Origin of the sequence: Clostridium polyendosporum (assembly GCF_018332455.1) — a bacterium.
Classification (GTDB): domain Bacteria; phylum Bacillota; class Clostridia; order Clostridiales; family Clostridiaceae; genus Clostridium_AY; species Clostridium_AY polyendosporum.
Map to the genome: position 1 here is coordinate 180,912 of NZ_BOPZ01000003.1, position 14,777 is coordinate 195,688.

Annotated in this window: 22 protein-coding genes; all 22 read right to left on the bottom strand. The window is 27.7% G+C overall.

Annotated features, from left to right (window positions below):
* Positions 1 to 1,200 (bottom strand): exodeoxyribonuclease VII large subunit, encoded by a 1,200-nt coding sequence (xseA, locus tag CPJCM30710_RS03005; protein ID WP_212902694.1) that lies wholly within the window; start codon positions 1,198 to 1,200, stop codon positions 1 to 3.
* The gene (locus tag CPJCM30710_RS03010) at positions 1,190 to 2,038 is read right to left on the bottom strand and encodes a bifunctional 5,10-methylenetetrahydrofolate dehydrogenase/5,10-methenyltetrahydrofolate cyclohydrolase (protein ID WP_212902695.1); all 849 of its coding nucleotides are present in this window, start codon (positions 2,036 to 2,038) and stop codon (positions 1,190 to 1,192) included. Before CPJCM30710_RS03010 ends, xseA begins: the two co-directional genes overlap by 11 nt.
* A 19-nt stretch (positions 2,039 to 2,057) precedes the next feature.
* Complete coding sequence (gene nusB, locus CPJCM30710_RS03015; protein ID WP_212902696.1) at positions 2,058 to 2,462, bottom strand: transcription antitermination factor NusB; 405 nt, start codon at positions 2,460 to 2,462, stop codon at positions 2,058 to 2,060.
* A gap of 106 nt (positions 2,463 to 2,568) precedes the next feature.
* Entirely contained in the window at positions 2,569 to 2,961 is a 393-nt protein-coding gene (locus CPJCM30710_RS03020; RefSeq protein WP_212902697.1) for an Asp23/Gls24 family envelope stress response protein, read from the bottom strand.
* An 86-nt stretch (positions 2,962 to 3,047) separates the two neighbouring features.
* Entirely contained in the window at positions 3,048 to 3,551 is a 504-nt protein-coding gene (locus CPJCM30710_RS03025; protein ID WP_212902698.1) for a SpoIIIAH-like family protein, read from the bottom strand.
* Between the two features lie 37 nt (positions 3,552 to 3,588).
* The gene (gene spoIIIAG, locus CPJCM30710_RS03030) at positions 3,589 to 4,182 is read right to left on the bottom strand and encodes a stage III sporulation protein AG (RefSeq protein ID WP_212902699.1); all 594 of its coding nucleotides are present in this window, start codon (positions 4,180 to 4,182) and stop codon (positions 3,589 to 3,591) included.
* A gap of 12 nt (positions 4,183 to 4,194) precedes the next feature.
* A complete protein-coding gene (gene spoIIIAF / locus CPJCM30710_RS03035; RefSeq protein WP_212902700.1) occupies positions 4,195 to 4,755 on the bottom strand; it encodes a stage III sporulation protein AF in 561 nt (186 codons plus the stop codon).
* A gap of 2 nt (positions 4,756 to 4,757) precedes the next feature.
* Entirely contained in the window at positions 4,758 to 5,918 is a 1,161-nt protein-coding gene (spoIIIAE, locus tag CPJCM30710_RS03040; protein WP_212902701.1) for a stage III sporulation protein AE, read from the bottom strand.
* 9 nt (positions 5,919 to 5,927) lie between these two features.
* Positions 5,928 to 6,311: a stage III sporulation protein AD gene (spoIIIAD, locus tag CPJCM30710_RS03045; RefSeq protein ID WP_212902702.1), complete on the bottom strand. Its 384-nt coding sequence runs from the start codon at positions 6,309 to 6,311 to the stop codon at positions 5,928 to 5,930.
* Between the two features lie 8 nt (positions 6,312 to 6,319).
* Entirely contained in the window at positions 6,320 to 6,517 is a 198-nt protein-coding gene (gene spoIIIAC / locus CPJCM30710_RS03050; protein WP_212902703.1) for a stage III sporulation protein AC, read from the bottom strand.
* Positions 6,518 to 6,532: 15 nt separating this feature from the next.
* On the bottom strand, positions 6,533 to 7,051 hold the full coding sequence (gene spoIIIAB, locus CPJCM30710_RS03055; RefSeq protein ID WP_246503435.1) for a stage III sporulation protein SpoIIIAB: 519 nt from the start codon (positions 7,049 to 7,051) through the stop codon (positions 6,533 to 6,535).
* The gene (gene spoIIIAA, locus CPJCM30710_RS03060; protein ID WP_246503436.1) at positions 7,044 to 7,958 is read right to left on the bottom strand and encodes a stage III sporulation protein AA; all 915 of its coding nucleotides are present in this window, start codon (positions 7,956 to 7,958) and stop codon (positions 7,044 to 7,046) included. Before spoIIIAA ends, spoIIIAB begins: the two co-directional genes overlap by 8 nt.
* Before the next feature lie 136 nt (positions 7,959 to 8,094).
* Entirely contained in the window at positions 8,095 to 8,463 is a 369-nt protein-coding gene (locus CPJCM30710_RS03065) for a CD1247 N-terminal domain-containing protein (protein ID WP_212902705.1), read from the bottom strand.
* 61 nt (positions 8,464 to 8,524) lie between these two features.
* Complete coding sequence (efp, locus tag CPJCM30710_RS03070) at positions 8,525 to 9,082, bottom strand: elongation factor P (protein ID WP_212902706.1); 558 nt, start codon at positions 9,080 to 9,082, stop codon at positions 8,525 to 8,527.
* A gap of 279 nt (positions 9,083 to 9,361) precedes the next feature.
* Positions 9,362 to 9,760: a hypothetical protein gene (locus CPJCM30710_RS03075; protein WP_212902707.1), complete on the bottom strand. Its 399-nt coding sequence runs from the start codon at positions 9,758 to 9,760 to the stop codon at positions 9,362 to 9,364.
* Entirely contained in the window at positions 9,757 to 10,185 is a 429-nt protein-coding gene (locus tag CPJCM30710_RS03080) for a hypothetical protein (RefSeq protein WP_212902708.1), read from the bottom strand. Before CPJCM30710_RS03080 ends, CPJCM30710_RS03075 begins: the two co-directional genes overlap by 4 nt.
* Positions 10,175 to 10,837 carry a hypothetical protein gene (locus CPJCM30710_RS03085; RefSeq protein ID WP_212902709.1) on the bottom strand — a complete coding sequence of 221 codons (663 nt, stop codon included), beginning with the start codon at positions 10,835 to 10,837 and terminating at the stop codon, positions 10,175 to 10,177. The genes CPJCM30710_RS03080 and CPJCM30710_RS03085 overlap by 11 nt, the downstream gene beginning before the upstream one ends.
* A gap of 161 nt (positions 10,838 to 10,998) precedes the next feature.
* Positions 10,999 to 11,385 carry a hypothetical protein gene (locus tag CPJCM30710_RS03090; protein WP_212902710.1) on the bottom strand — a complete coding sequence of 129 codons (387 nt, stop codon included), beginning with the start codon at positions 11,383 to 11,385 and terminating at the stop codon, positions 10,999 to 11,001.
* A gap of 85 nt (positions 11,386 to 11,470) precedes the next feature.
* Entirely contained in the window at positions 11,471 to 11,920 is a 450-nt protein-coding gene (locus tag CPJCM30710_RS03095) for a hypothetical protein (protein ID WP_212902711.1), read from the bottom strand.
* The gene (locus CPJCM30710_RS03100; protein WP_212902712.1) at positions 11,904 to 12,395 is read right to left on the bottom strand and encodes a prepilin-type N-terminal cleavage/methylation domain-containing protein; all 492 of its coding nucleotides are present in this window, start codon (positions 12,393 to 12,395) and stop codon (positions 11,904 to 11,906) included. The genes CPJCM30710_RS03095 and CPJCM30710_RS03100 overlap by 17 nt, the downstream gene beginning before the upstream one ends.
* Entirely contained in the window at positions 12,341 to 13,369 is a 1,029-nt protein-coding gene (locus tag CPJCM30710_RS03105) for a type II secretion system F family protein (protein ID WP_212902713.1), read from the bottom strand. Before CPJCM30710_RS03105 ends, CPJCM30710_RS03100 begins: the two co-directional genes overlap by 55 nt.
* A complete protein-coding gene (locus CPJCM30710_RS03110) occupies positions 13,366 to 14,775 on the bottom strand; it encodes a GspE/PulE family protein (protein WP_212902714.1) in 1,410 nt (469 codons plus the stop codon). The genes CPJCM30710_RS03105 and CPJCM30710_RS03110 overlap by 4 nt, the downstream gene beginning before the upstream one ends.
* Positions 14,776 to 14,777 lie beyond the last annotated feature (2 nt).

A 14,777-nucleotide genomic window follows, 5' to 3' on the forward strand; every position in this document is an offset into this window, starting at 1 on the left:
TCATTCAATAGAACTAATAGTTATCTTTGTACTTCCGTCTTTTAATGTTATCTTTATTTCATTCTCTTTTCTCAAATGTTCTAAATCTCTAATAATCCTATCTTTACTATCTTCTATTATAGCATAGCCTTTATTTAAAACGTTAGTTGGATTAAAAGCTACAAGTAAATTATTTGCATTTCTTAATTCAAGATACGTATTATCAACTCTTTTATGGATAGATTTGTTCAATTTATCCTTTAAATTATCAATTTTATTATATTCATTAACAATCAATTCTAGAGGACTATAAGTTTTTAATAATTTTTCACAGCTTCCTATTCTGTTTTTTTCCAAAGATAGTATTCTACTAATACTTCTTTTAAGAATATCTGAAGTGTTTAAAATTTTATCAATAATCTCACTTAATTGTGGAACTGCTATCTCTGCAGCAGCAGAAGGGGTAGCAGCTCTAATGTCACTTACAAAATCAGCTATTGTAAAGTCAACCTCATGTCCTATACCAGAAATTATAGGTATTTTGGATTTGAAGATAGTATAAGCAAGGTTTTTATCATTAAAAGCCCATAACTCTTCAATTGAGCCTCCTCCTCTTCCAATAATAATAATGTCAACTGTATTATTTTTATTGAAAAATTCTATTCCTTTAATTAAATCCTCACTAGCTCCTTCACCCTGAACTAAAGATGGATATAATACTATATCAACAAATGAATTTCTTCTCTTTACCACATTTATAATATCTTTAATTGCAGCTCCTGTAGGTGAGGTTACTACTCCTATCCTTTGAGGAAATGAAGGAATTGGCTTTTTGTATTGTTCATCAAAAAGACCTTCCTTAAAAAGGTCTTCCTTCAATAGCTGAAATTGAACAAACAAATCACCAATTCCACCCTGTTTTAATTGTCTACAGTATAATTGATAAGTACCATCCTTAACATATGTAGAAAGTCTACATTTCATTTCAACCTTCATACCATCTTTAGGCTTGAAGGTTAGAGATGCTGCATCACTTCTAAACATTATACAGTTAATCTTACAGAGATCATCTTTAAGAGAAAAATAAATATGTCCACTAGAATGTACTTTTAAGTTGGAGATTTCCCCCTTAACATTTAGGTTATTTAAAATAAAATCATTATCTACAATTTTTTTTAAATAATTATTAACCTCAGTTACACTAAGGGTTTTAATTATCATCTCTTCTCGCTGCCTCGCATGCATTTAATAATAATAGAGTAGTAGTTAAAGCTCCAACTCCCCCTGGCACTGGCGTTATATGAGATGCTATATCTTTAACTTTCTCAAAATCCACATCTCCTGTAATTTTTCCGTTTAAAGAAGAAGTACCTACATCAATAACTACAGCACCTTGTTTTACATATCTGTTATCAACGAAATTAGGTCTACCTATTGCAGCTACTAATATATCAGCTTCCTTACAAACCTTCTCTAAATCTCTAGTTCTAGAATGACATATAGTAATAGTACAGTTTTCATTTAATAAAAGCTGGGCAGCTGGTTTGCCTACTATATTACTTCTTCCAATAACTACTGCATTTTTTCCTTCAAGTTCTATATCATAATACTTTAATAGCGTTAATACACTTTTAGGTGTACATGGAACAAAACATCTATCTCCTTGATAAAATCTACCTATACTTATATCCGTTAGACAATCAATATCTTTTTCAGGAGATATTGCAGCAATTATATTTTTGTCATTAAAATTTTTCGGAAGAGGTAATTGAAGAATTATACCATGCACTTCTTTATTATCATTTAACCCTTTAATAGTACTTAAAACCTCTTCTTCTGAAATATCACTAGGTAGGCATATCTTCTCAAATTTTACCCCTAACTCCTTTGCTACCTTTTCTTGACTGTTCTGATAGTAAATTGATCCTGGATCTTCTCCCACTAAAATTGACGCTACACAAGGTATTGTTTTTCCTTTTAGTTGTCTTTCATTAACGAAAGATTTTATTTCCTCTTTAACATTTCTTGCAACTGCTCTTCCATCGATTATTTGCCCCATAATAAATGCCCCCTTAAAATTAATTACTTTTTAAAATTTTATCTAATATACCATTTATAAATGATACTGATTTTTCATCTGAAAATATTTTAGCAAGCTCTATAGCCTCATTTATAGAAACCTTCTCTGGAATATCATTCATATATAGCATTTCAAAAATAGCCATTCTTAAAATTGATATATTTACCTTTGGTATTCTATTAAATTTCCAATTAACTAGATACTTCTCTATAGTAGCATCAAGTTCATCCTTTTTTTCATCTATACCAGTAATAATTCTCTTAATATATTCTAAATCCAACTCATTTAAGTCTTCTTCATAATTTTCAATTAAGCTCTGTATTACCTCTTCTGCAGATTCCTTATTCATAAGCATTTGATATGATAGCTGTACAGCTACTTCTCTTGATTTAACTCTATTCATTTTATCCTCCTATGTTTTTATTAATATTATAGTCATACTTTAACATTATTAAACGTTAATACTATTTTTACACAATGAAACACCCTCTGTAAACAGAGGGTGTAAATTATCCTTCAGCTTCTTCTACTTTTTCTTCGTTCTTAGTAACAACTATGTTCTGAACATAAACATTTACTGATGAAACTGACAAGCCCGTCATTGCTTCTACGGTTTTCTTAACATTTTCTTGTACTTGCGATACAACCTCTGGTATTCTAATTCCATAATAAACGGCTATAGTCATATCAATTGAAGCACTTCCATTGTCTACAGCAACCTTTACACCCTTACCTGCAGTTTTTTTACCAGTAAGAATCTGGGTTATGCCACCCGTAACACTTGAATTAGTCTCTACAATTCCATTAACTTCTCCAGCAGCGATACTAGCTATAACACTAACTACTTCATCAGAAATCTTTACAATTCCTATGTTAGTAACTTCTCTGTTTAGCTCATCCATTCTGTTACCCTCCTTAAGTCTTGCATAGCAAAACTTGTTAATCATATGATTATTATAACAAATATTAAGTTATATTACAATTGTATTTATTTCACCTCTATAAGTATATCCTTGATTTTAGCTACACTTGTAACTGAATCCTGAATTTGAATACTTTGTTTTTCAGTTAAAGGTTCTTTAGATTTAACTATAACTCTAGCTTTATTTCCTTCTATTAGACAAAGAGCATCTTCAAATCCCTTACTCTTTATACTTAGTTCTATTCTTGTTTCATAATTCATAGCCATAGTTAAATTCTGAAACTCTTGTGTTGCCTTATCCTTTTGCTCTTTAGAAGTGTTTTTGTCTTCCATTATTGATTTAAGATTTTGAAGTGCTTGAGAGCTTGTTTGTTCCCTTTCATTTCTTGAATCATAGAAGTAATCTGTAGTAGTTGTTGTTGTGTCTTTACTATCCTTATTAAAGGATAGTGATGAACTAAGACTGCCTGTACCATCATCAACCTGTCCATTAACTCTAGCTGCTAAAATACCGGCACATACAATAAGTGCCAAAAGCGTTAATATTATACCTGCTTGCTTTCTATTCATAAAAATACCTCCCATCTATTTTCTACTGAATTATATGCTATTTTTTCATAGGATATACATTCACTTTATCTAGAGGTAGATTATAAAGATTTGAAACAGCTTTACCTATGTCATATTTAACTTTGCTATTTTCTGCGCCTTCAGCAACAACTACTACCCCAATAACCTTTGGTTTATATGTTTTAACAATAAGTGGTTCATTACCCTTACTACTAGTAGTAACAACCACTTTACTGCCATCAGTCTGTTGATTAGTTATTCTCTTTCCTCCTTCCTTATCAGTCTCATCAGTAGTAACTTTTTGAGCATTAGTATCTACTGCTGGAACCTTAGTTTCATCACTTTCAAAAGTAATCATTACGTCAACCTTTCCAATACCCTCCATTTGTTTTAAGATACTTTTTAAATCATTCTTCTGCTGTTCCTCATAATTAAAATTAGATACATTTTCATTTGCATTTTCCTCACTCTTTGAAGTGTCTGATGAAAAAGTTTGCGTTACTGGTTTATTTGAAAAAAAAGATATTGCAATATATACAAAAATTAATATTAAACATCCAGCAATCAGCTTTAAAATCTTTTGCCCATCAGAAGACTTGTTGAATTTTTCAAAAAAATTTTTTATATCCATATTTATCCCTCTCTACTCCATTTCAAAAACTTTTATTTTATCCTCTGAAGTTTTTAGCTCTTGAGAAAGAATAGTTTTAATATCTCTGCTCAAATTATTATTAACCTCTTTCTTTTCAGAATTATTTTTATTGATTACTACTTTTTCTATTTTTTTTATGCCGCTAGTAATTATATAGACATTTAAATAATTAACATCTAATGTCATATTTTCAAAATCAAATTTTCCATCTATTTCAACTTTAAATTTATTATTCTTAAGCTTATCTTCAAGTATTTTTTCACAATTTTTTTGAAGATTATCGAAAAACTTCTCCTCAGTTTTATTATTATCATTCTTTTCACTTATGTTCATATTGGTAGTATTCTGATATTTATCAATTGCAGTCGAAATTTCTATATCTGAACTAGTAAGTAACTTAATGATAGGATTTAATATGACTGCCATCAATATAAGCCCTAAAACAAACTTTACATATTTTTTCAAACTATTGTCAGGTAGTATTAGTTCCACTGCGGTTATAAAAATTAATGTAGCACTTAAAGTTAATACCCAGCTTTTAAGAAACTCCATTTTTATCCTCCAACAATAAACTTTCCTGCACTAGCCATTATTGATACCATAATAAAAAACATAACTGTAATACTTATAACACATGACATTAATAGTATCAGTGATTCACTTGCTGATACAACACAATTAACAATTCTTTTATCAGCAATAGGTTCAATTAATGCAGCAGATATCTTATATACAAAAGCAATAATTGCTATCTTAATTACAGGAAAAAGCATCAAAATTATTATTATGAGAAGTCCTATTGAACTTATAGCATTCTTTAAAAGTAAAGAATACCCTGCCATAGTTGCAATAGTATCTGAAAGTGCTTTACCTACAATTGGTATAAAATTGTCTACAGCAAATTTTGCAGTCTTTAAAGTAACCACATCCAGTGTATTAGATGCTATACCTCTTACCGTTAGAAGACCAATAAATATAGTCATTATAATCCCCTGAAACCAAAGTATATACTGCTTTAAAACCTTACATAATCCATTAATTTTATGTTCTTCTGAAAGATTATTTACAAACCCTAAAACAAATCCAGTAAGAATTATTGGTATTATTATGTCTATATATAATCTTGGTGTAAGCCCTACTGCTGCAACAACTATAGGGTCTGCAGTGGCCGCTTGAGTTAATCCCCCTACTGTGGCAAGTAAAAATACTAAGCTTGGCAATAATACCGCAGTAAAATCTGAAAGTTTAGTTATAGTTTCCTTGGCTAAGTTTAATGAAATTAAGAAACTTTTTGTTAACAACATAATCATCACAGCATAACATGCGTAAAAAGCTATATTAGAAACACTTTCACCACTGAAGGAACTTTGTAAGTTGCGTAGAAGAGCACTTATTATTGCAAGTACTATTAATGAAATCATAAGTTGTAGTGTTGATCTTACTTCTTTTAATAATAATGCTGTGCAAGCCTTTATCAATTGACCAGTAGATAAGGATCCTTGTCCATTTTTCATATAGTTTGTGATATACTCTCTAGCATCAAGACCATTTAATATTTCCTCATCTGTTTTCATATTTTGAATATAATCGTATAACCTTTCAATTTTAGGATTGTCCTCTACTTGCTGCTTATCTTGTTTTTCTATAGCTAAAACTAAACTTGAATTAAAGAACAATAGCAGCAAGAATATTAAAAAAGTGAAGTACTTTTTCATAAATAACACCTACATTATTTTTAAAATTGATTCTAATACTGCCATTAATATCGGTATAGCAAGAACAAGGATTATAATCTTTCCTGAAAACTCCACCTTAGTAGCTATACTTCCAGCACCTGCATCTTTACAAATTTCACTACAAAAAGAAGTCAAATAAGCTATTGCTACAATTTTTAAAACAATCTCAATATAAATAATATCTATATTAGCCTTTGTAGCTATATCTTTTATAAAGTTGATTATTTCACTTATTTGTGGCACTAGTATAAGAAAAATTAAAATTCCTGCTACAATAGAAACATAAATTGCAGTCTCACTTTTTTGCTCTTTTAATATTAGGTAAAGAAATAAAGTAATGAAACAAAATGAAACTATTTTAATAATAAGCATATTTCCTCCTAAAGCATAAACATAGTCTTTACTGAGTCAAATAGCCTACTTATTAAAGTTATTACCATCATTAATATTATTACTATACCTGCAATATTGGCGATAGTAGCTATCTCCTTTTTCCCACTACTATCTAAAACCTTCTCAATAATAACTAACAATATACCAGCACCAGCTATCTTGAAAAGTAAAGATAAATCTAACATAGTCCCCCACCTCACTTATACTAAACATATTGCTATCATTAGGCCTGCACAAACACCTAAATATTGATACATTTTTGAATATTTATCACTTTCCTTTTCTGCTTTTAAAAGATTATTTTTGATCCTTTCAATTGCTAAAGTAAAGATTTTAACTTGTCCATCTATTCCAGTTCCTCCGATAGACTTACATAAATCTAACATTATTTCTGTATCCTCTTTTAATAAACTTAAATTAACATCACACTGCATTATACTCAATTTACATGCACTATATACATTGTCTGCTGAATTATTTTCCAAATGATAGCCAATAAGTCTGGTTATTTCATTGATTGGTTCTTTTGCTTTAGTAGAAATAGTGATAAATGCTTCTGGTAAAGGAGTTAAGGTATATGTTATTTCATTTTGAAGATCAATAACACTCTTTAATAGTTCATTTAGTTGAAAAGCTCTCTTTCTAAATCTATTACCGTAAAGGTACCCTATATAGCTTGATGCTACAACTATGATTAAAAGTAAAAAGAACTTAAACACATTCTCCCTCCTTTCTCCCTGATATAACATTAATAATATCTTCTACTGTCCCAATACCTTTTCTATTACTTAAAACAATTACTCTTTCAATAACTTTATTGTCTAAAAGCTCCTTAAATACTATTCTTTTATATAAATCTTCAATATTATTTCCATGTATTGTTGTAATAATATTTACACCACAATTATAAGCACTAAGTAGTGCTTCTATATCTTTATTAGTACCTATTTCATCGCATATTATAACCTCTGGAGCCATGCTTCTTATTGCCATCATCATTCCTGAACTTTTAAGACAATTGTCAAAAACATCTGTCCTTATACCTACATCCATTTGAGGAATGCCGTTATATGAAGCTGCTATTTCACTTCGTTCATCAATAATTGAAACTTTTTTACCTGATATTTTTAATTTAGGGAATCCATTAGATAAGTTCCTTGAAATATCTCTTATAAGAGTGGTTTTTCCACATTTAGGTGGTGAAATAATAATAGTATTATAGATTCTTTCGCCATCTACAATATATTTCATTAAAGAGTTTGAACAACCAATAACTTCTCTACAAATCCTTATATTTAATGAATACACTGACTTTATAGTTTTAACGCAACCATTTTCTATTACCCACTGACCTGATAAACCAATTCTATGTCCACCTTTTATAGTTATAAATCCTTGCTTAATCTCTTCTTCAAAGGCATACAGTGAATAGTTACTTATTTTTTGAAGTATATTTTTCACATCATCTATTGAAGGTACATAATTAAGTATTATTTCTTTATTATTAACACTTACTATTATTGGTTTATTTATTTTTATTCTGATCTCTTGAAGTTTGTCCATTTTTTCCTCTGCATTAATGATTTCATACATTTTAAATGGCAATATACTTCTTATCTCCTCCAAGATTTCCCCTTCTTTCTATCCCTTAGCTTTTAAAAATTAAATATAATGAGTAAACTAGTATATATATAATTCTTATTAAAATTTTAAAAAAATTATTACTTAAGGAATAAAAAAATACTCTCAAAAATTGAGAGTATTAAATCACTATATTCTCCGAGCAATAAGGACAAGGAATAATTTCATTATTATTAATTGCTTGTGTTTCTATAAATATAGTCTTTTTACAATGATTACAAGTTACTTCAACATATTCATCTTCATAGGCTTCTAAATCCTCTATAGATACTTCTTCAAATAAATCTTCTTGAATCTCCGAAATATCTTCATTTAAGAAACTAATAGATTCCTCAAGTGCCTCTTGATTTACTTGAAGAGCTTCTACCTCATTACATAGTTTATCTAATACATTTACTACTAACGAATTAAATTCTATGCTTTTATTAGATTCTTTATTATCGTCTAGTAATTCATAAAGATTTTCAATAATATTTCTTATTTCCTTCACGAATAACACATCCTTTATGCAAAACATGCTAAGTTCATTTAGAACTTAGCATATAAATTGCCTATACTCTTTCCATGTATTCTCCAGTTCTTGTGTCTATTCTGATCATGTCCCCTTCATTTACGAATATTGGAACATTAACAATTGCACCAGTTTCAACTGTAGCTGGCTTAGATATATTTGTTGCTGTATTTCCCTTAACTCCTGGTTCAGTTTGAGTAACTTGTAATTCAACAAAGTTTGGAGGTTCAACTGAAAAAGCTTCTCCTTTATAAAACTTTATGATGGCAAACATGTTCTCTTTTAAGAACCTTATAGCATCTTCAACTTTTTCATGGTTTAAAGGAATTTGTTCAAAAGTCTCTTGATCCATGAAATAGTATAACTCTCCATCTGAGTAAAGATATTGCATTTCTTTTCTTTCAATAACAGCTTCTTGTAACTTTTCAGTTGGGTTAAATGTTCTATCTGTAACGCCTCCTGAAATAACATTTCTAAGCTTTGTTCTAACGAAGGCTGCTCCCTTACCAGGCTTAACATGTAGGAAGTCTATAACTGTAAACACTTGTCCATCTAAATCAAAAGTTGTACCTTTTCTTAAATCACTTGCTGATATCATTTTAAGTATCCCTCCAAAATCTATTAATTCATTTATATTATAACCCTTTCAGGTAAATTAATACCAAACCACTATAAATAATATAATTACTTAAGTATATTTTCAAGCACTTTTATTTATAAACATTTTTTTACTATTATGTAATAATTATTGTAACTAGTATGAAAATATTATAATTACAAACAATAATCGCTGTAAATATAACAATGCTATTTTATCAAAACAATACATCAAATGCAATTATTTTCATTAAAATTGGTTAATGATACTATATCTAAACTATAACTTGTTACCTTCACAATGTAGAATTACGCTGCAAGATAAACTATTTTGATTATAATTAAATTCACAACTTGATATCTTAATATGATTATCTTCAAAAAACTTCATTACCGTAATTAATCTATCAAATTCCATATTTAAATTTAAAGTGACATCAGTACCTCCAGCATTATCATTAATTTTAATTATTCTAGCATCTTTTATGTCCTTTGATAAAACATAAAGTACTGTCTCTATATCTGTTTGTTTGTTCTTAGTATCTAAATTTACAATCTTCTCTGAAGTCTTTTGATTATTTATATCTTTTCTATAATTAACTATAATTAGTGACACTTGAAAAAATAGCAGTATATTTAACAACAATAATACAAAAACTGAGTATTTATTGATTTTCATTTACTAATCCTCGCACTTAATCTGATTACTTGATCTTTTTCTTGTATATCTATAGATAAAATCTTAATTTTATAAGTTTTCAAAACATCGATAAACTTCGCTATATCTTTTTCATTAGCTAATATTTTAAGCTCATCTTCATTTAATGTAAGCTCGATTATATTTAATTTACAAACGAGATCTCTAATCTTTTTTAACTTTTCACTATTTAAAATTACGTCCTCATTATTTATAGTAATGTTGTTTTTCATTTCATAAGTTTGTTCTTTTTTATGCGAAATAAAATTATTCATACTTATTGGTAGCAAAAATAAATTAGCAATTAATATGTATATAGTGATTCGTTTTATAATCTCAGAGTAATATTTATTTTTTCTTTCAATATACCTAGAGGGTAAGAAATTTTTATATTTTTTATAAAACATTGTAATCCTCTCTTTTTAACATAACAATTTCTTTATCTTTGGGAACTCCATCAATAAAAATGGGCAATACATCACTAACTATAAAAATCTTATAATCTTCAAAGTCTCTTTCAATTAACTTCCTTACTCCGTTTATAACCTCTTCAAAAATATTCTTAAAACTATCTACTTCTTTATTATTAATAATATGATTTGATACAATTACTTTTGTCCAAACGCCCATTACATATGTATATTCATTTAAAGTAAAAATTATAAAATTAAGTTCCTTGTTAATATCTTTTAATATCTTTTTTAAAAATAAAAATTGTACTGGTATTATTTTTATATTACCAGTATTTTGTTCTAACTTATCTATAATCAAATTATTTTTTATAGTATATATAAATGCCATCTTTTCTCTTTTATTCTTTATAATTAAATAATGAAATAATAAATTATCCCCTTTAAAAAACTTATTAATTTCTAACGAGATAAGCTTCTCGACATTCTTATATTTTTCATTTAGTTTTATGATTTTTATAAATAAATCAGAATTTAACATTACTATTTTACAATTATCCTTTTTACTATTAACAATATCACTATAGTCAATATTATTTTTTGTGTACTTAAAGCCTAAACTTGAAACTAATACAGTATTCCACCTCATTATATCCTCCTACTTAATAACCTTAGTTATTTCCTTCAACAAAATTTTTTGCTGTAATTTAGATTTTTCTAAGCAATTCTGAGAAGACCAAAGAAGTAGCGAACTTAACACAAGTGTAGTTCCTAAGATTATTAGAACACTTAAACAAATATTTCCACACCTTACTCTCTTAATATCAAACACCTAGATAATTGCTCCTCTCCTTTTATTTTTATAGTTAAGTAAACCAACTTATTTTTTTTAATAAATTCCACTTTTTCAACATTCTCTAATAGTATCTTTGTTGAACTAACTAAAATATTAGTATTATTTATATTAATCTTATATGCTTTAAACACTGATGATGAAAATGAAAACATTTCACCTTCTATCTGTTGAACATCTCCTTGTGAGTGGTAAATAATAATTTTATTATTTTCAATTAAATATATTTTTGTGGGCGATATATCTAATTTATTTTCTATAAAATTAAAACAATTAAGTACATTATTTTTATTGATTTCTGTTACATTACTTTTGTGTATATTTTTTAAAACAAAATAAAACACATTAAAAGCTACAGCTAATATTACTAAGCTCAGAGACATATAAATTATTAGTTCAATAAGTGCATACCCTTTTTTATTACTTATCTTAATTGATTTTATTAATTTGTATAACCTTGTTATATCTTCCTTGCCCCCTTTCTAGCTTTATATTCAGTTGTAAGATAACTCCTGATAAGTTATCACTATGAATTATCAACTCAATATAATTAGATTCATTTTCCTTATATCTAGAAGCTACAGAAAATAAATCTTTAATTTTTAAGTCCTCATAATTAATTTTCTTCGGTTGAAAATAATATGAACTACCATTCACAGAAATTTTGTTCAATAAATCATCTTTGCTATAGTTGTATTTTAACTCTTTAACTAAGATGTCAATAATACAATTGCTTTCTTTAAGCAGTTTTTCATTTGTAATATTATTTAGATATACATCCAAAGTGAAAAAAATAGCTGATGTTAAACCGAAAAGGATTGCAACCGCAATCAAAACCTCAAGCAAAATATTCCCTTTTTTACTACCGCACTCTAACATAGCTATTGTCCGGTTGTATAGTTATATTAGCTTGCTTATCTCGAGGTCCCTTGATAGATATTGTGCCTGAGGTATATATATTTCCCTTAGAACTTATTACAAGGATATTATCTATATCTGTATTAATATATACATTGTATTTTGGAGGAATAATTAAAGTTTTTATTTTTCTTTCTTCTGTTTCTAAACTTATCGTCCCTCTTGTATTTACTATTCTTGCAGATTTATCATTTGCCTTACAAAAAAGTTCACTATATGTAATTAAACTGTGTATTTGCTCAACATACCATTCCATTTCTTTTTTTTCTTCATACCTTTTATACATCGTTCCAATAGACATAAAGCTAGACATAATAATTACAAGAATACATAAATAAACCATAAGTTCAATTAATGTAAAACCTTTTTTTCTGGTTGTCTTTATACATTTACTCCTGAATAAATAGGTAAAATCATTATTATTATTAAAATGCATATTATAACTCCTATAATTAAAATAATAATTGGCTGAACTAGACATATTTTTCTATCTAAGTTCTCATAAAACTTTGTTTGAAGCATTTTAGTAAGCCTTAAAAGATTATACTCAAGTTTACCTGATTCTTCTCCTGACTTTATCATGGATAAGCTTAAATTTGAGTATCGCTCTAACATTTTAATTGCTTCTAATAAGCTTAATCCCTCATTAACATATTCTATTATTTTTTCAAAATCTTTTTTAATAACCTTGTTAGTAATATTGTACTTACAAATTTCAAACCCATTATAATAAGATATTCCACTACTAATAATTAAATAAAGGGTGTAAATAAAAAGCATTTCATTATATTGCTGAACTATTTTAATTTTATATAAAAACTCTTGTATTCTTACAGAACTCAAAATACTACTAATAATCAATATTATTCCTAATCCCCATCCAATTAGATAACCAAAAAATATATGTGGGCTTTCTATGATGTAATCACTAAAACTTAATATTTCATTTGTATACCATGGAACATTTGTATTCATACTTAATATAAAACCTTTCATAGATGGAACTATAAATAGCAAATAAAAATTTAACAGTAAAATTACAGAAATTAATAATATAATAGGATAGGTTAAAATATTCTTCAGTTTACTTTTCCAACTTTTTACCATATCATAGTATTCTGTGATCTTATCTAAAACATTAATAAGACTTCCACTCTTTTCACCAATTAAAATCATTTCTACATATAGCTCTGGAAAATCTTTGGAATTTACCATAAAAGCTTCTCCTAAACTATTACCTTCACTTACTTCTTTTTGAATATTCATTATGATAGTTTTATACCTCTCACTAGATAAACAGTCTATTAAAATTTCCAGAGTACTAGATAAAGGTATACCGGAATTTAACAACAAAGATAGATTTGATGTAATCATAAGTATACTTTCATAATCAACTAATAGGTTTCTCAAAATGCCTCCCCCTCAACGAAATCTACATATTCCTCAAAAGAAATTCTTCCATCTAAAAGTAAACTCCTACAAATTTTTATTAATCCATTATTAGATGTAGAGCTATTATATATACTGTCACTTTCACCTGAGAAAGCCTTTAATTTATCATCTATAACCAAAACCTCACTAACTAATGTCCTGCCTTTGAAGCCAGTATAATTACACTTACTACATCCAACAGATCTAGATAATCTAGAACCTATCTTAATACCATACTTTTCAATTTGTTCAGATGAAATAACATAACTTTCTTTGCAATTATCACATAACTTTCTTACTAATCTCTGAGAAATAATACCTTTTATCGCATCCTTTACTAGGTACTTTTCAACTCCCATATCATAAAGTCTTGTGAAGACTTCTAATGCAGAATTAGTATGAATTGTTGAATATACCTTGTGACCTGTAATAGATGAACGTATTGCTATTTTAGCAGTTTCCTCATCTCTAATCTCTCCAATCATTATCACATCAGGATCCTGCCTTAATATGCTTCTTAAGCCGCTAGAAAAAGTTATTCCAGCCTTTATATTAACATTAATCTGATTTATACCATCTAAATAAACTTCTACGGGATCTTCTACTGTTGTAATATTTAAATTATTAATGTTTAACGTTTTTATAATTGAGTATAATGTAGTAGATTTCCCACTCCCAGTTGGTCCACATACTAAAACTATTCCGTGTCTTAAAGCAATTAACCTCTTAATAATCTCTAACTGCTCCCTTGGAAAACTTAAAGAATTAATATCTAAATTGAAACTTTCATTATATAATATTCTTATGACTATCTTTTCGCCATAGATAGTAGGTATTGATGAGACTCTTAAATCATAACTTCTATCTTGATACTTAAAGGAAATTTTCCCATCCTGAGGCTTTCTTTTCTCAGTAATATCAATATTAGATATGAGTTTTATTCTAGTACAAGCAGCTAAATATTGATTATTATCTATTTTTGCCATTAAATAAAGCTTTCCATCGACTCTAATTCTTATTATCGAATTACTCGCCATAGGTTCTAAATGAATGTCACTTGCTTCTTGTTTTATACTTTGCTCTATAATGTTATTTACCAATCCTGTTGTCGTTTCTATAACAGTATCATTGTTTATATTGTTCGAAAATCCACTATATACAGATTCAATTAGTTCTCTAATATTATCTTTATTTAGTAAAATTATTTTTATATCCTTTTCATAAATAAGTTTAAGGTAATTATTAATCTCTGATGTCTCTTTTACACACCCTATATAAATACTCCCTAATTCTTCTTTAATAGGTATAATATTAAGCTCCTTTGCTATTTCTTTAGGAATATATCTTGATAACTTAATATTTACATCCTGCAAACTATATTTCATAT

What these genes read in the sequence shown, in the direction of transcription:
- xseA (WP_212902694.1), bottom strand. Translation starts at nt 1,200, where the DNA reads ATGATAATTAAAACCCTTAGTGTAACTGAGGTTAATAATTATTTAAAA.
- CPJCM30710_RS03010 (WP_212902695.1), bottom strand. Translation starts at nt 2,038, where the DNA reads ATGGGGCAAATAATCGATGGAAGAGCAGTTGCAAGAAATGTTAAAGAG.
- nusB (WP_212902696.1), bottom strand. Translation starts at nt 2,462, where the DNA reads ATGAATAGAGTTAAATCAAGAGAAGTAGCTGTACAGCTATCATATCAA.
- CPJCM30710_RS03020 (WP_212902697.1), bottom strand. Translation starts at nt 2,961, where the DNA reads ATGGATGAGCTAAACAGAGAAGTTACTAACATAGGAATTGTAAAGATT.
- CPJCM30710_RS03025 (WP_212902698.1), bottom strand. Translation starts at nt 3,551, where the DNA reads ATGAATAGAAAGCAAGCAGGTATAATATTAACGCTTTTGGCACTTATT.
- spoIIIAG (WP_212902699.1), bottom strand. Translation starts at nt 4,182, where the DNA reads ATGGATATAAAAAATTTTTTTGAAAAATTCAACAAGTCTTCTGATGGG.
- spoIIIAF (WP_212902700.1), bottom strand. Translation starts at nt 4,755, where the DNA reads ATGGAGTTTCTTAAAAGCTGGGTATTAACTTTAAGTGCTACATTAATT.
- spoIIIAE (WP_212902701.1), bottom strand. Translation starts at nt 5,918, where the DNA reads ATGAAAAAGTACTTCACTTTTTTAATATTCTTGCTGCTATTGTTCTTT.
- spoIIIAD (WP_212902702.1), bottom strand. Translation starts at nt 6,311, where the DNA reads ATGCTTATTATTAAAATAGTTTCATTTTGTTTCATTACTTTATTTCTT.
- spoIIIAC (WP_212902703.1), bottom strand. Translation starts at nt 6,517, where the DNA reads ATGTTAGATTTATCTTTACTTTTCAAGATAGCTGGTGCTGGTATATTG.
- efp (WP_212902706.1), bottom strand. Translation starts at nt 9,082, where the DNA reads ATGATATCAGCAAGTGATTTAAGAAAAGGTACAACTTTTGATTTAGAT.
- CPJCM30710_RS03075 (WP_212902707.1), bottom strand. Translation starts at nt 9,760, where the DNA reads ATGAAAATCAATAAATACTCAGTTTTTGTATTATTGTTGTTAAATATA.
- CPJCM30710_RS03080 (WP_212902708.1), bottom strand. Translation starts at nt 10,185, where the DNA reads ATGTTTTATAAAAAATATAAAAATTTCTTACCCTCTAGGTATATTGAA.
- CPJCM30710_RS03085 (WP_212902709.1), bottom strand. Translation starts at nt 10,837, where the DNA reads ATGAGGTGGAATACTGTATTAGTTTCAAGTTTAGGCTTTAAGTACACA.
- CPJCM30710_RS03095 (WP_212902711.1), bottom strand. Translation starts at nt 11,920, where the DNA reads ATGTTAGAGTGCGGTAGTAAAAAAGGGAATATTTTGCTTGAGGTTTTG.
- CPJCM30710_RS03100 (WP_212902712.1), bottom strand. Translation starts at nt 12,395, where the DNA reads ATGCATTTTAATAATAATAATGATTTTACCTATTTATTCAGGAGTAAA.
- CPJCM30710_RS03110 (WP_212902714.1), bottom strand. Translation starts at nt 14,775, where the DNA reads ATGAAATATAGTTTGCAGGATGTAAATATTAAGTTATCAAGATATATT.